We start from the raw sequence: 15,306 nt of genomic DNA, 5'->3' as shown, positions 1-15,306 counted from the left end.
AAATTATGGCACTCGAAACGTTCAGCTGGCGCGTGCAGGGAACACCTGAGGGGGGTTATGACTGGCGCGTGCGCAGCGCTCAGTTTGGCGACGGGTATAAACAGGTTGCCGGAGATGGCATCAACCCCGAAACCCAGACGTGGCCGCTCACTTTTCAGGGGAGAGAAAAGGACATGAAACCTATCCTCGCCTTCGTTCGTGCGCATGTCATTAAGGCATGTGTCTGGACTCCTCCCTATGGCGTGTCCGGTCTATATCGCGTAACGAAAGACTCGATTAAGGCGATGCCGACGGGCGGCGCTACGATGAGTGTTTCTTTCACATTTGAGCAGGCTTATTCGGTCTGAAAGCAGGCAATCACATGGTCATGAATTCTGACGTCCAGAAGCTGGAGCCGGGCGATAAGTTACGCCTGTTCGAAGTGGATGGATCTGCATTTGGCGCAGATATTCTGCGCTTTCACAATGAAACACTGCCCCACACGCCGGAAGAAATTGCGGCAGCAGGTGGTGATGAATCCAAATTACTGCCGAAATCAGTCTGGTGGCAAGGGCTTGAGTACTCGGCGTGGCCGACACAGATTGAGGGACTCGAAGACTCGACTGACGGTTCAACGGCCCAGCCCAAACTCACCGTTGCTAATTTGAATAGCAGCATTACGGCGCTCTGTCTGGCATACGACGATATGCTGCAGGCGAAAGTCATCGTGCATGACACGCTGAAACATTATCTCGATGCAAGAAATTTCACGGGCGGCAATCCAACGGCTGATCCAACACAAGAAAAACTCAGTGTTTTTTATATCGACAGTAAAAGTCAGGAGAACAATCAGCTCGTCGAATTCACCTTAAGCAGCCCGATGGACCTGCAGGGGGAAATGCTGCCAAAGCGCCAGATCCACGCCATCTGTGTGTGGGCGATAAATGGCTGGTACCGGACGGGTAACGGCTGTTCATATTCTGGTACCGCCTATTTCGACAAATTCAACAACCCGGTTGATGATCCATCAAGGGATGTTTGCCCCGGATCATTGTCCGGCTGCAAATGCCGGTTTGGTGCGAACAACGAGCTCGATTTTGGCGGCTTCCCCGGAACCAGTTTACTGAAGAGTTAACCCTATGGACGATAAACTGATTCAGGCCATCATGGCTCACGCTGAGGCAGAGCATCCGCGGGAGTGCTGCGGCCTGCTGGTGCAGAAATCGCGAGTCATTAAATACTTCCCATGCCGAAATCTGGCTTCTGAACCGACCGAGCATTTCCATCTCGATCCGGAGGGCTATGCTGACGCGGAGGACTGGGGAACGGTGATAGCCGTAGTCCACAGCCACCCAGACGCAACGACTCAGCCGAGCGAGCTGGACAAGGCCCAATGTGACGCCACTGAATTGCCCTGGCACATCGTCAGCTGGCCGGAGGGGGATTTACGTACCATCCTGCCGCGCGGGGAACTGCCGTTACTCGAGCGACCATTCGTGCTGGGACATACTGACTGTTGGGGTTTGGTGATGAGCTATTTCCGGCAGACGCACGGCATTGAGTTGAACGATTACCGTGTCGATTATCCGTGGTGGGAAAAACAGTATCCGGATAATTTCTATCAGGATTGCTGGTACGAATGCGGTTTTCGGGAGTTCTCCGGCGCGCCAGCTGCAGGGGATTTGGTGATCATGCAGGTTCAATCGGATAAATGGAATCACGCGGGGATCCTGCTGGAAGGCAATATGATGCTGCATCACATGTACGGGCGGTTGAGTCAGCGTGTGCCTTATGGTGGGTATTGGCAGGAAAGGACGATGAAAGTCGCGCGCCACAAGGACATTGAGTAGCCCACTCAGGTGGGCTTTTTGCTTTCCAATTCGCTGTAAATCATTGTAATTTTCCTGTAGGTCTTTGTTCAACTGACGATAAATATCTTATGTGAAAACGCTAGCAAGGGGATCTTATGAGGTTGAAAGGTAGAATGATTTTAATCGCCATTGGTTTTGTATTCGCCGCTGTCTTTGGCATGCCGTTGATTTTGTCTGCTCCATCGTATCTGTGGCACATGACAAAGTTTAACGTGCAGGGACTAAATTGTTTGTCTGATACGAGTAAGGCATGGATAGAGATCGACACTTTGAACAACAGCAAAAATATTGGTGACGATTACGAAAAAATTGGAACCGATCTGGAGAAGTGCCGAAAAGGGATGGATTTAAACAAAAGTAGCCTGAGTTTTGTTCAGGATGAATTTAAAAGATACAAGACATCTAATCGAGATAATGCCGACAAATAACTAATTTATATGCGTTTTCATTGCATTTTGGGCGTTATCTTACTCATAGCCTCTGCTACCATGTAACGAACAGTTACTTACAAGAATAGGAATATGAAAAAAATTATCTTTCTGGCTGCGTTAATTATGACTTCGGTTTTCCTAACAACTGCTTGTGCACCAAAACCCCCTTCGCAGGTTGAGATTTCAAGCGCTAATTATGGAAGCCTGCCTAATGACTATCAGCAACAAATAAAAAATTATATGGCCTCTGCATTAAAGGATCCTGAATCCGCAAGATACACATTCGAGCCACCTTTTAAGGCCTATTCGCAAGATGGATCTATGGCGTCAACGAGTGGCGGAGTGATTTATGGACACGCGTCCGGCGTTCAGGTCAATGCCAAGAACAGCTACGGTGGTTACACTGGAAATCAGCTTTACGTATTTATGTTCTCGCAAGGCGTGATGTACGACTCTACTCTGAACTTCAAGTTCGGACGTGTGCACAGGGTTCCCTGATATTACAAAAATTGCTTTATAAAAACCCTCTTTGGAGGGTTTTTACTCATGGTAAGGGGTAATCTTTTTACTTTATTTGCAATGGATGACACAACACTTGTGGATATCTAAATCTGATTTGTTTCGATATAAATATTACTCATTACATCAACAAGAGAATGCATTATGAGTGATACAATGACCATTGTGGCTCCGCCCACTCCAAGTACTTTCCTCGGCAATGGCTATTCATCTTTTGGATACGCAGCACAAGGGCCAAATTCTGGACAGTTATTTCTTCAAGTAACACTTCCATATTATCAGACATCTAAAGTGGCAGAGGGTTGTGCCAGATGGATATCTAATTATATGGATACCCATAATTTGAACGACCCAAAAACGATGCAAGTAGTTGCTTCAAACGTTGCGACGTTCTGTTATGCCGATAGCCGTTTAGTCAAACAACCAAAAATGAGCAATTATGATGCTGTTCATTTAGGCCCTGGCGCAGGTAACTTTAACTATAATACCCAGAGCGTAAATGAGTTAAGCGGTACTGCAATGTCTTCCATTGCTGCATGGGCACATTATATGTGGGGTGATGGTAAAGAACGCTTTGTAAAACTTGAAAACATCGGTCTTCGTATCCAACCTAATCAGATCGATCCGGTGATGAATATAGTAAACAGTGGTCGCGTAGGTACTTTCCAGATTGCAGAAAACTTCAATCGAAATACCATGTTAGATGGCATTATTCCGGCGTCATATCTGGGGAATGTTACTTTAAAAACTGAGGGGAAACTGACTATTCAGTCCAGTGGTGCATGGACTTATGATGGTGTAGTCCGCGGTTATAATGATATTTACGATGCAAACCCTAGTACTTTTCGAGGGCCTATGGGGGAGTTTTCAACAAAAGTGCTTAATTACACTAAAGGTAAACCCTACCAAATTTCTATGCCTGGGCAGGTTGCGGTCAAAGGTACAGGTTTTCGATGAAAAATAGCCACCGTAAGGTGGCTTATCTTATTTTGAAGAATATTCAATTTCACCGTTTTTGCATTGGTAAGTTGCGAAATATTGTTTAGAAGATTTCTCTCCCTTCGCGGTGAATGGAAGGAGAAAAACATCGGTAATTTGCACTTTGCTCTTATCAAAATTGAGCTGTGGTTTAGATGTGCCTAACAGAGTAAGGTCGTTTGTCCAACGCTCAATGCGTTTATGATAATAGTCATCTTTTACCGCGTTTATAGCCTGATCGAGAGTGATGTTGCTACACACTGACTTTGATGCGCTGGCCGCAGTGGAAATATTCATTAACCACAATGCCGGTAACACCATAACGATAAATTTCTTCTTCATAACAATCCTTTACTTTCACGCAGTAAGAGTACTTCTTCAAATTGATACTTATCAACCTTATTCATACAACTGCGTAATGTTAGCAGATGTCACTGATTTTGCGGTTTAAAATTAAAACTTTCAGCTATCATTACTGCCTGAACATAGAGGGATAATGATGAAAGAACTACTCATAGCAGTGCTGGCGCTCGGGCTGGCGGGGTGTGCGGCAAAACCATACGAGCCAACTAAAAACGTGGATGAAGGGTTTAGCGAGCAATCATCTGATAAAACAAAAATACGGATCCATCGTGCCAAACAATTGTCTGGATCTGCGCTTGGTGATGGATGTCCTCTTCTCGTATTCATTGATGAAAAAGAAGCTGCTGGGCTGCAACAAAATCAGTATGCAGATCTTTATTTAACTCCAGGTGTGCATTCAATGAAGGTTAGATTCTCTTGTGCCTTAACGGAGTGGTCTAAATCACTAGCTGTCACTGCTGATGGTAAATACAAAGAATATGAAACAGAAATTGGCGCAGTCGGCCAATATCGAATGTGGCAAATCAAATAATATTCCTTATGTCCAATCAGGCTGCCTATAGGCAGCCTTTTTTATAGATGCAACATGCAAAATCTTAATCAAGAAATTCGCACAATACGGCTTTATGGTGTCCTTGGCGCTACTTTTGGAAGAGTGCACAGAATGGCAGTTAAAACACCCAAAGAAGCAGTAAAAGCGTTATGTGTAGTGTTGCCTGGGTTTGAACAGTTCCTTAATACGAGTCAGCGACGGGGCCTGACTTATTCAGTTTTCAGTGGGAAAAGAAATCTCATGTTACCTGAGCTTGAAATGGATAATAGTTCTACTGATATAAGGATTGCCCCAGTGATTATAGGAAGCAAGCAAGCGGGAATGTTTCAAACTGTCTTAGGGGTGGCTTTAGTCGCGATTGGTGCGATTGTGGGGGTAATGACATCTTGGACAGGGGTTGGTGGGGTTATTGGCGCAGGAATGGTTAAAGTAGGCTCGGCCATGGCTCTCGGCGGCGTCATCCAAATGCTATCCCCGCAGGCTGGAGGCCTGGCGAGTAAACAGGATGCCGATAACAAAGCCTCCTACGCGTTCGGCGGCGTGACCAATACCACCGCTCAAGGTAATCCGGTACCGCTGCTTTACGGCAAGCGGCGCATCGGCGGGGCTATTATCTCTGCTGGTATCTATGCTGAGGATCAGCAGTAAGGTTTTTCTCGTTATTTACTCAATGACGAACTGAGTGAATTGCTTAGCAAAATCTCCAAGTCCAAAGCCATTTAACTCAAGAATAATATTCTCTCGTTGGTCTAATGGCATTTTGGCAATAAGTAAGCCAATAACCATCTTTAGCTGAACCACTTCTTTTTCTGCATCTTTTAGGTCTTCGAATTTACAGTTGAGATGAATCTTCCTATTAACAAGCGGCATATTATCCTCGCTGAGTATTATCTTTAAAGTATGTTTGGCATGCCCTGAGCATGTGATATCTCACATCTAACATATCCTCATCAGCAAATTAGCAACATCCTGATATTCGATCAGTCATTCCAATCCAGCCGCCTAAGTGCGGCTTTTTTTATGGGCGCAATATGGCAACAGCTACCGCAATCAAAGGCCGCAAAGGCGGCAGCTCTTCCCCAAGAACACCCACTGAAGCACCAGATGATCTGCAGTCAGTTGCTAAAGCAAAGGTTCTTCTGGCGCTGGCCGAGGGAGAACTCAGTGGCGAGCTTGATGGTACCAGCATTTTTCTCGACGGTACGGCGATCACCAACGCCGACGGCAGCAGCAACTTCAGCGGCGTTGCGTGGGAGTTTCGTTCAGGCACTCAGGATCAGACTTATATTCAGGGCGTTCCCGGTACCGAAAACGAGATCAGCGTCAGTACCGAAATAACGACGGTTAAGCCGTGGACTCATACCTTCAGTAACTCGCAGCTCTCTGCCGCCCGCGTGCGTTTGAAATGGCCGTCTTTGTACCAGCAATCGAATTCAGGGGACATTAACGGTTTTACGGTTCAGTACGCGATCGACCTGCAGACGGATGGTGGTACCTGGCGGAATATTTTGACCGAGTCCGTCAGTGGTAAAACCACTACCGGCTACGAGCGCAGCCGCCGTATTGATCTGCCACAGTCAGCATCAACGTGGACGCTGCGCGTGCGACGCCTGACAGCTGATTCAACCAGCTCGCTGATCGGCGATAAGATGACAATCGAGAGCTATACCGAAGTCATTGATGCCAAACTTCGGTACCCGAATACCGCACTGCTCTACATCGAATTCGACTCCAGCCAGTTCAACGGATCTATCCCTCAGATTTCATGCGAGCCGAAAGGGCGCGTGGTTCGCGTCCCGACAACTTACGACCCTGTGACCCGGTCATATTCAGGTACCTGGGATGGTACGTTTAAATGGGCCTGGACTGATAACCCAACGTGGATCTTTTACGACATTGTCGTTAATAACCGCTTTGGTCTCGGCCAGCGGCTCACTGCTGACAATATTGATAAGTGGGAGCTTTACCGCGTCTCGCAATACTGCGATCAAATGGTGCCGGACGGTCGCGGGGGGAGTGGAACCGAGCCTCGTTATATCTGCAATGTGTACGTGCAAGACAGGAACAGCGCGTTCAATGTACTTCGTGACTTTGCGGCCATCTTCCGCGGCATGACCTACTGGGGCAATAATCAGTTGGTTGCGCTAGCGGACATGCCACGGGACATCGATTACAACTACACCCGAGCCAACGTCATTGATGGTTTGTTCACGTACTCCAGCAGCACCACAAAGGCACGTTATACGACCGCTTTGGTTTCATGGTCTGACCCTGATAATGCTTACAGTGACGCGATGGAGCCTGTTTTCGAGCAGGATTTAGTGACACGCTACGGCTTCAATCAGCTCGAGCTTACTGCTATTGGGTGCACGCGCCAGTCGGAAGCAAACCGGAAAGGCCGTTGGGGGATCCTCACCAACAACAAAGACCGACTGGTGTCTTTTGATGTTGGGCTGGACGGCATGATCCCTTTGCCTGGCTACATTATCGGTATTGCTGACGAGCTGCTTTCCGGCAAAGTGACTGGCGGACGTATCAGTTCGGTAAATGGCAGAGCAATAACGCTTGATCGCGTGCCGGATGCTGTTGCAGGTGACCGCCTCCTGTTAAACCTGCCGTCTGGTGCATCGCAGAGCCGGACAATCCAGTCGGTCAGCGGTAAGGTGCTCACAGTGACGACGGCTTTCGGGGAAGTGCCGCGGGTAGAATCCGTTTGGGTAGTTGAATCTGAATCTCTTTACGTTCAGCAATATCGCGTTGTCGGTCGAAAAGACAATAACGACAACACATTTACCATCACTGCCGCTTACCACGATCCTGATAAATACGCCCGTATCGACACCGGTGCTGTGATTGACGACCGTCCGATAAGCGTTGTGCCTGCCGGAACGCAGGCTATACCGGCAAACATCACCGTCAGCAATACGTCGACCGTGATTCAGGGGCTCTCTGTGGCCACGCTGCATGCCACATGGGATAAAGCTGACGGCGCGATTGCTTACGATGCCCAATGGCGGAAAGATGATGGAAACTGGGTATCTGTTGCCCGATCTTCCACTAACTCATTCGATGTTTCAGGTATTTACTCAGGAAAATACCTGGTGCGGGTCCGCGCCATTAATGCTGCAGAAATTTCCTCTTCGTGGGGTTATTCAGTATTGACCTCTCTATCTGGCAAGATCGGTATGCCGCCGGTACCGGTAGGTTTCGCCGCCACGGCAATCGTATTTGGGATCACATTGAACTGGGGATTCCCTGCCGGAGCCGAGGATACGCAGCAGACTGAAATTCAATACAGCCTGACCTCGGATTTTGCAGCGCCGCAGCTGTTGACGGATGCACCTTATCCGCTGAGTACATACACCATGCCGGGGCTGGCTGCAGGCCGCGAGTTCTGGTTCCGTGCCAGGTTGGTCGACAAAATTGGTAATCAAGGGGGATGGACGGGGAGCATTCGTGGCGTATCCAGTTCTGATGCCAGCGATATTCTCGATTACATTAGCGATGAATTTTTATCGACTGAAGCCGGTAAACAGCTCACATCAAGGGTGGACTCAGTAGAAGGAACCGTTTCTGAACTTAATGACTCTGTTGCAGCCGCTGAGCAGTCTATTGCTGACGCCAACGACCATATCAACCAGGTGAATACCGACCTGCAAGGAAAGGTAGACGCCATAACTGGCGGCAGCACATCTTCAATCGCTCAGGTTGTCACACAGGTCACCATCCTTCAGCAAAATGATGTTAATCAGGCTCAGCAGATCTCAGCGGTAACCGCTACTGCGAACGGTAATAAGACGGCGATTGCCACAGAAACTACCGCACGCGCCACCGCTGATACGGCGCTGGGCAAGCGTATTGATCTGACTAATGCTCAGGTGGGGGACAATAAAACTGCAATCACCACGGAGACGACTGCCCGCGCTACGGCAGATATGGCGCTGGGTACGCGTATTGATAATCTAACGACAACCGTTGGAAATAATACGACGTCTATCACAAGCGAAGCGACGGCCCGCGCTACAGCTGACACCGCGCTGGGTGATCGTATCGATAGCCTGACAACGACGGTCGGAAATAACACCACAGCAATAACGTCTGAGGCGACAGCGCGCTCTACTGCAGATACAGCTCTGGGCACACGGATTGACAGCGTCAAGACAACGACCGACGGAAATACGGCATCGATAGGCTCATTGCAAACGGCGCAGACGACAACGGAACAGGCCATCGCAAGCCTTGCCAGCGTTACTGAAGCCTCCTTCGATAGCTCCGCATTAGCGGCTATTGAGAATTCGCTTTCCAATGACAAAGATGCCACCGGGCAGCGTGCAGCTACAGGGATTATTCGGGCTCGCGTGACAGCCACCGAAACAGCGCAGGCTGATGCGGGCAGAGCCTTTGCTGAGTATCAGCAGACCGTAGAAGCTCAATTCAGTGAAACAAATGCCGTCGTGCAGACAACCGCCAGCGCAATGGCTGATTTAGCTGGGAATGTGTCTGCTCAGTACAGCATAAAGTTGGGCGTGACCAGCAATGGTACCTATTATGCAGCGGGCATGGGTATTGGCATTGAAAATACTCCGGAAGGCATGCAAACGAACGTGGCATTTTTGGCGAGCAATTTCACAGTCATGTCTGATGTTAACGGTACACCAAAAGCGTTCTTTGCCATTCGCAATGGGCAGACTTTCATGAATGAAGCATTTATAGGTGAAGGCACCATTGATAACGCCAAGATCGGCAACTTCATTCAGTCAACTAACTACGTGGCTAATGTTTCCGGCTGGCGGCTGGATAAAGCCGGTACCTTTGTGAACTTCGGTGCCGGCAGCGGTGGCAAGATGAAAACCACCAACACAACGATCAGCGTTGCAGATGGTAACGGAGTCCTGCGTGTGCAGATCGGGGAACTGACGGGGGTATTCTGATTGGCGAATTTTGGTATTCAAACATGGAGTGCTTCGAGGACCCCCAATAACACGGGGCTGGTGAGGATCCTGATACTGGGCTCAATCTATCTATCAAAAGACCAGGTGTCGGGGGCATGGTCATATGTCGTACCTTCTGGTTATAAGGTGTCCGTGATGCAGTCGCCGGTCATGGGGGCTGAGCTTTCATCGGCCCGGCGAAGAATCACCACCTCCACGACCGGCGTATCCCTCTCAAATGCCGGTTCTGATTATTCAACCGGTACATTCACGGCAGCTGAAGGTTGGCTGATCGTTTACTTAGTGAAGCAATGACATGGCAAATTACGGGGCAATATTGGTCGATGAGTATGGTATTCCATTCTCAACGCCAGAAACGACGCCGATGAGTCTGGTCTCAAAGAATGTTTACAACTTTGGCGGAAGCGGCGGGGTGATTAACTTAGCCGTCTCTGTCTCGAGCCCCTTTGTTGTCGCCTTCAAATCCGATGTAACCGGTGTTTACGGCAGGCTCAGTAATAATAGTGGTGTATATACGCTTACGGTAGGCAGACTTGCCGGCGGCAGCGTAGGTAATGTCACTGTTTATATTTTTGGCATCGTCATTCCCCAGCCGAAACCGGCGTGGGGGATAGCGATAAACGACGCTCAGGGACAGTGCATACTGACCAATGAAACCAAGGTGATGAATCCACCCATTGCTGTTGGAACGCCGGGTAATCCGGCCAACCTGGGGTACAACATCGATACCACACTCAGCGGAAATTACGCGGTAATGCCACAGATGACTGGCTTAATGGTCGGCGTTATTCATTCTGGGGGCGCAACGCGCCCTTTCCAGTCACCCATTCAGACCTATGCATACTTCAACGGGTCAACTACTCGAATATCCTCTACCCAGACAGACAGTCCGGGAGGTGATCAGCTCGAGAATGTTGGCTATGCAAACTCAAACGACGTGGTGTACGCACTTGATGTATCTGCTTACTAATCAATGAATTGGATTCAACGATCGTTTTGAACGATCAATTTCAAGTAATTGATCTATTAAACCAATTATACCCTCATAAATATCGTTGTTATCGTTCTGTCATCGATATTCGTGGGACAGAAAAATGACAAAAATTATGATGGTAATTGGTCTGGCGGTTTTGGTTTCCGGGTGCTCAGGCATTCTTGAGAAGCAGGCGCCCGTCTGTTCTGGAACGGCATTGATCGCAGGGCAGGAAACTACCGTACAGATTTATGGCGTACGCAAGGTCGCCAGCCAAACCCAGTATAAAGCTGGTGACCCTTTTGGCTGGCGCTGGGTTAGCAGATCAAACTTCACATCGACGACGTGTGAAAAATAAATTACCCAACCTAAACAGACCCGCTTCGGCGGGTTTTTTATTATCTGGAGTAACGTCAACATGGCTTGGTATAAAACAGGCACAGTCGCCGTAGCGGCAACAAAAGTCACCGGCACTGGCACTAACTTTTTAGATGCTAAGTTCGGCATCGGACCGGGGCAAGCCTTTCTGCTTCCGGCATCGGGCACCGTTAAAATCTATGAGATTGCCAGCGTGGAGGATGCTAATCACCTTACCCTCACGACCTCTGCCGGAACCGTGGCCGCTGGCTCTGCTTACGCGGTGATGAGCTTTTATACGGATTCGATACCTGACTTTTCCAAACGCTTGGCCGCGCAGCTGGGTTACTACCAGTCACAGATGGACGGCTGGCAGCAAATCATGACCGGAACTGGCGCTGTCAGTGTAACGGCTCCTGATGGAACGGTCGTAAACATCAGTAGTTTTGCAAAACTGACGTCTGACATGGCGAAAGCTTATACCGACGGTGGCCTTCTGAATGCCACAGTGACGCCAAACAGTCTGGGGAATGTGACTGATTTCAATATTTACTACCAGACAGCAAACGCCAATGCGATCGTTGCCAACGGATACCCGATTGCAAAAGCCGGGACGCTCTATGTGACTAAATCAGCCTATGGCTGCCAGCAAATGTACATCTCCTTTCAAGGAGAGACATATACCCGTGGTTTGACGGGTGCATTCACCCCTGCATCCCCTAACTGGTCTGAATGGGTTCCTCAGTACGGCAAAATACAAGTGCCTCTTGGTTCTGGCGTTAATGGCACCTTGCCGATTGTAAACGGTGGAACAGGTGCTGCAACCGCCGCCGCCGCAAGGGCAGCATTAGGCGCATTTTCTACAGCAGGCGGAGCCGTTTCAGGTTCACTAACCGCTGGTGCTGCTGCAGGTTTAGCCGTAGCGGCAGGAGAGAACAACCGAGTAGAAATAAATAACGTCACATCAGGCGGTGGCGTGGGGAATCCTATAGGTTGGACAGTTTACCGCTGGTATAACGAACTTGCTCAGACAGGTATACGGCGAGCTGGAGATACTACAATTCAGTCTTATTTCGTCGCGTTGTCTGGAGGCGGCGGATGGGAGTTTCTCCGAGGCGGCAATGCGACAGCGTCCGGCACCTGGACATCTGGATCTGATATCCGTCACAAGTTCGACATTGAAAAAGTAAAAAACGCATTAGCATCCGTTCTAACTTTTAACGGTTCTATCTACGGTAAAAAAGACGGGGGAAGAGAAGTCGGGCTGATTGCGCAGGACGTGGAACGGGCATGTAAAGAGGCGATTACCTACAACGGGGACAGGAAGTTTAGCGACGGTACCGTTATCCCCAACTTCAAATACCTGAACACAGCAGGCGCTGCAGCGGCGTATCACACGGAGGCTATCAAGACTCTATTCGAACTGGTGGAGTTGGCACTGGACAAGCCGGATGATGCAAGAGCGCTGATCGCAAGCATCAAAGATCAATCCAAAGTTATTAAAAATACCGCGATTGAAAATGAGGACCCATGGAAAGAAGCGCCGCCTATCATTACCGTGCCCAGCTCCGAAGATTATGAAGAACCCTCCACATAAATTCTTCCCTTGCCGATCAGCGGCATAACAGAAATGTTGATGATCGGGCTTTTCAGCACGTAATGCCCATGATTATACTGTATGCATGAACAGTATTTATGGGCGCGAATTATGAATATCTTTTACCCAATTCCTGAGCCAATAAAGCTCCTGATCCCTTTCTTTCAAGATAAAGTACAGGCAGGATTTCCTTCTCCAGCACAAGACTATATTGAGAAAGGTATTGATTTAAATGAACTTTGTGTGAATCACCCCGCAGCGACTTACTTTGTAATGGCAACAGGCATGAGCATGATGGATGCGGGCATCTATGAGGGATCATTGCTTGTTGTTGACCGCAGCCTGCAGGCAAAACACGGTGACATAATCATCGCTTCATTGGGAGGAGAATACACAGTCAAACGGCTTTGTACGCACCCAGTCTTTCAGCTCGTGCCTATGAATCCCGATTTCCCCCCAATTGTCTTACATGACGGCGGTGATGAGTTGGAAGTCTTCGGCGTCGTCACCTTCAGCATTAACGGATTTCAATAATGTTTGCCCTGGCTGATGTGAACAGCTTCTATGCCAGTTGCGAAACTGTGTTCAGGCCGGACTTAAAGGGGCGACCTGTGGTGGTTCTCAGCAACAACGACGGCTGTGTCATTGCCAGAAGTGCTGAGGCTAAAAAGCTTGGCATCAAGATGGGTGATCCATTTTTCAAAATGCGTGACCTTTTCGACAAGCACAATATTGTCACATTCAGCAGCAACTATGCGCTTTATGCAGACATGAGCTCACGTGTCATGACTGTGCTTGAGGAAATGTCTCCGGCGGTCGAGGTCTATTCTATTGACGAAGCCTTCATGAATTTACAGGGCGTCAGTAATTGTCAAAATCTGGAAGAGTTCGGGCGCGAAGTGAGGGCGAAAGTTCTGCAATGGACTGGGCTCACGGTTGGCGTAGGCATTGCGCCGACTAAGACTCTTGCTAAGTTGGCTAACCATGCTGCAAAGAAATGGACGAAGACAGGAGGTGTTGTTGACCTTTCTCTACTTGCAAGACAACGTAAGCTTATGGCCTTAGTCGAAGTTGGGGATGTGTGGGGTGTGGGCAGGCGTATATCGAAAAAGCTTAATGACATGGGCATAAAGACAGCCCTGCAACTGGCCGATGCGCCGACGCCGCTCATACGTAAGCATTTCAATATCGTGCTTGAGCGTACTGTGCGTGAGTTGCGCGGTGAACCCTGTTTAGAACTTGAAGAGTTTGCTCCCACTAAACAGCAGATCGTCTGTTCCCGTTCATTTGGTGATCGCGTGACAGAATATGAGCTGATGCGTGAAGCAATATGCAGTCATGCAGTGAGGGCAGCAGAGAAGCTGCGCGGTGAGCGTCAATATTGTCGCCATATATCAGCGTTCGTTAAAACGAGTCCTTTTGCTGTGAATGAGGTCTACTTTGGTAAGACAGCTGGCACTAAGCTGCAGATACCCACCCAAGACAGCCGGGATATAGTGGCTGCCGCAACCAAATGCCTTGATGCAATCTGGCAGGATGGCCACAGGTTTCAGAAATGCGGTGTGATGCTGGGGGATTTCTACAGTCAGGGAGTTGCCCAGCTTGGCCTTTTTGATGAGTACAAACCACGTTCTAACAGTGAGCAACTCATGGCTGTTCTCGATGGGATCAATCACAGCGGAAAAGGACGGGTGTGGTTTGCAGGTCAGGGCATACAAAAAACATGGGAAATGAAACGCCAGATGCTGTCTCCCGCTTACACGACGCGTTTTAGTGACCTGATGCGCGTTAGAGTTTAAACAAGCGGGTCATTTATAGGCTCAATGAGTTCCGGACCGTTATTCCTGATGCTACCTACCTTCTTCGTAACTGGATGCCAGTCGAATGCAGAAGGCGGAATCGACTCCTTTTCTGCAATTTCTAGCGCGCGTTCTGGCAGGGTATCGCCGTCGAGCCATTCAAGCGCCTGATCGCGATCAAGTACCAGCGGCCGGCGGTCATGAATATCTAACAAGCCCTCATCGCTGGCGGCTGTGATAATCACAAATCCGTCATCATCAGGCGCATCTTCAGCTTCAGGATGGAACCGGCTAATAGCTGCAAAGAACAAGGGAGTGTGAGATTTGTGATAAATAAAATAAGGCTGTTTTATTTTCGTGTCAGAAGGATCCTTCTTCCACTCATACCAACCATCGGCCATCACTAATGCACGTCCATGCTCGAACAACGGTCTAAACATCCTGCTCGTAGCCACAGTTTCAACACGCGCATTGATCATCGGTGGCCGCTTTGATTCCTTCGCCCAGCCAGGTTGATATCCCCAGTTAACAGGATCGAGAAATATTTTATCCTCGCGCTGATTGAGCAAAAGGACGCGGGTACCGGGTGCTACGTTGTAACGGTCGAGCGGTATGTCATCAATGCCACTGGCGAATTCTTTATCAGGAGAGATAACTTCAATGTAATGAGATCGTGGTTCGTACTGAGTGAAGCGTCCACACATATAAAAATCCTCCATTGGCGGTCTTTAAGTATAGGTGGAAATTGCTTGCACAAATAAAAGCACTGGCTGCAGAGGTTATCTGCACCGCGTCGCGGCATCGAATCGCAGGACGAGAAGAATGTCTTCATTGAGTTCGGCGAAGCGTTAACTGAGGGTGAGTTCATGATCGGGAGTAGGGAGACTTATCATCTATAATGCGAAGAATGACTCGTTCTGTGACAAGCCGGGTA

General features: G+C 48.8%; 17 protein-coding genes. 14 read left to right on the top strand and 3 right to left on the bottom strand.

What is annotated here, in order from left to right; all coding sequences use genetic code 11:
- The first annotated feature begins 5 nt into the window (after positions 1 to 5).
- The 6 genes from ED901_RS11095 to ED901_RS11070 all read left to right on the top strand — a co-directional run bounded on the left by ED901_RS11095 (position 6) and on the right by ED901_RS11070 (position 3,757).
- Positions 6 to 347: a phage tail protein gene (locus tag ED901_RS11095; protein ID WP_122095917.1), complete on the top strand. Its 342-nt coding sequence runs from the start codon at positions 6 to 8 to the stop codon at positions 345 to 347.
- Positions 348 to 361: 14 nt separating this feature from the next.
- Positions 362 to 1,114 carry a phage minor tail protein L gene (locus ED901_RS11090; protein WP_122095916.1) on the top strand — a complete coding sequence of 251 codons (753 nt, stop codon included), beginning with the start codon at positions 362 to 364 and terminating at the stop codon, positions 1,112 to 1,114.
- 4 nt (positions 1,115 to 1,118) lie between these two features.
- Positions 1,119 to 1,829 (top strand): C40 family peptidase, encoded by a 711-nt coding sequence (locus ED901_RS11085; protein ID WP_122095915.1) that lies wholly within the window; start codon positions 1,119 to 1,121, stop codon positions 1,827 to 1,829.
- Positions 1,830 to 1,945: 116 nt separating this feature from the next.
- Positions 1,946 to 2,278 (top strand): hypothetical protein, encoded by a 333-nt coding sequence (locus tag ED901_RS11080; RefSeq protein ID WP_122095914.1) that lies wholly within the window; start codon positions 1,946 to 1,948, stop codon positions 2,276 to 2,278.
- 93 nt (positions 2,279 to 2,371) lie between these two features.
- The gene (locus tag ED901_RS11075) at positions 2,372 to 2,779 is read left to right on the top strand and encodes a hypothetical protein (RefSeq protein ID WP_122095913.1); all 408 of its coding nucleotides are present in this window, start codon (positions 2,372 to 2,374) and stop codon (positions 2,777 to 2,779) included.
- 165 nt (positions 2,780 to 2,944) lie between these two features.
- On the top strand, positions 2,945 to 3,757 hold the full coding sequence (locus ED901_RS11070) for a lipid II-degrading bacteriocin (RefSeq protein WP_122095912.1): 813 nt from the start codon (positions 2,945 to 2,947) through the stop codon (positions 3,755 to 3,757).
- Positions 3,758 to 3,784: 27 nt separating this feature from the next.
- Here the strand turns inward: ED901_RS11070 and ED901_RS11065 are convergent, their stop codons facing one another.
- Complete coding sequence (locus tag ED901_RS11065) at positions 3,785 to 4,120, bottom strand: YebF family protein (protein WP_122095911.1); 336 nt, start codon at positions 4,118 to 4,120, stop codon at positions 3,785 to 3,787.
- A gap of 157 nt (positions 4,121 to 4,277) precedes the next feature.
- On the opposite strand from ED901_RS11065, the gene ED901_RS11060 reads away from it, so the two are divergent.
- Together ED901_RS11060 and ED901_RS11055 are read left to right on the top strand one after the other, a co-directional pair.
- A complete protein-coding gene (locus ED901_RS11060; protein ID WP_122095910.1) occupies positions 4,278 to 4,673 on the top strand; it encodes a hypothetical protein in 396 nt (131 codons plus the stop codon).
- Between the two features lie 54 nt (positions 4,674 to 4,727).
- On the top strand, positions 4,728 to 5,342 hold the full coding sequence (locus tag ED901_RS11055; RefSeq protein ID WP_122095909.1) for a tail assembly protein: 615 nt from the start codon (positions 4,728 to 4,730) through the stop codon (positions 5,340 to 5,342).
- Between the two features lie 15 nt (positions 5,343 to 5,357).
- Here the strand turns inward: ED901_RS11055 and ED901_RS11050 are convergent, their stop codons facing one another.
- A complete protein-coding gene (locus ED901_RS11050) occupies positions 5,358 to 5,564 on the bottom strand; it encodes a hypothetical protein (protein WP_122095908.1) in 207 nt (68 codons plus the stop codon).
- Between the two features lie 161 nt (positions 5,565 to 5,725).
- Here ED901_RS11050 and ED901_RS11045 point away from each other — a divergent pair, with 161 nt between their 5' ends.
- The 6 genes from ED901_RS11045 to ED901_RS11020 all read left to right on the top strand — a co-directional run bounded on the left by ED901_RS11045 (position 5,726) and on the right by ED901_RS11020 (position 14,372).
- A complete protein-coding gene (locus ED901_RS11045) occupies positions 5,726 to 9,625 on the top strand; it encodes a phage tail protein (protein WP_122095907.1) in 3,900 nt (1,299 codons plus the stop codon).
- A gap of 316 nt (positions 9,626 to 9,941) precedes the next feature.
- Positions 9,942 to 10,616: a hypothetical protein gene (locus ED901_RS11040; RefSeq protein ID WP_122095906.1), complete on the top strand. Its 675-nt coding sequence runs from the start codon at positions 9,942 to 9,944 to the stop codon at positions 10,614 to 10,616.
- Between the two features lie 124 nt (positions 10,617 to 10,740).
- The gene (locus tag ED901_RS11035; RefSeq protein ID WP_122095905.1) at positions 10,741 to 10,977 is read left to right on the top strand and encodes a cor protein; all 237 of its coding nucleotides are present in this window, start codon (positions 10,741 to 10,743) and stop codon (positions 10,975 to 10,977) included.
- A 60-nt stretch (positions 10,978 to 11,037) separates the two neighbouring features.
- Positions 11,038 to 12,573 (top strand): pyocin knob domain-containing S74 family peptidase, encoded by a 1,536-nt coding sequence (locus tag ED901_RS11030; RefSeq protein ID WP_122095904.1) that lies wholly within the window; start codon positions 11,038 to 11,040, stop codon positions 12,571 to 12,573.
- A 111-nt stretch (positions 12,574 to 12,684) separates the two neighbouring features.
- A complete protein-coding gene (gene umuD / locus ED901_RS11025; protein ID WP_122096116.1) occupies positions 12,685 to 13,107 on the top strand; it encodes a translesion error-prone DNA polymerase V autoproteolytic subunit in 423 nt (140 codons plus the stop codon).
- Positions 13,107 to 14,372: a Y-family DNA polymerase gene (locus tag ED901_RS11020; RefSeq protein WP_122095903.1), complete on the top strand. Its 1,266-nt coding sequence runs from the start codon at positions 13,107 to 13,109 to the stop codon at positions 14,370 to 14,372. Before umuD ends, ED901_RS11020 begins: the two co-directional genes overlap by 1 nt.
- On the opposite strand, the gene ED901_RS11015 is transcribed toward ED901_RS11020, so the two are convergent.
- Positions 14,369 to 15,076 (bottom strand): SOS response-associated peptidase family protein, encoded by a 708-nt coding sequence (locus ED901_RS11015; RefSeq protein ID WP_122095902.1) that lies wholly within the window; start codon positions 15,074 to 15,076, stop codon positions 14,369 to 14,371. The two genes, ED901_RS11020 and ED901_RS11015, sit on opposite strands and share 4 nt — an antisense overlap.
- Positions 15,077 to 15,306: the final 230 nt, after the last annotated feature.

It is taken from the genome of Rahnella sp. Larv3_ips (assembly GCF_003697865.1).
In the GTDB taxonomy this organism is placed as follows: Bacteria; Pseudomonadota; Gammaproteobacteria; order Enterobacterales; family Enterobacteriaceae; genus Rahnella; species Rahnella rivi.
This window is presented reverse-complemented; position numbering and strand designations above follow the sequence as displayed.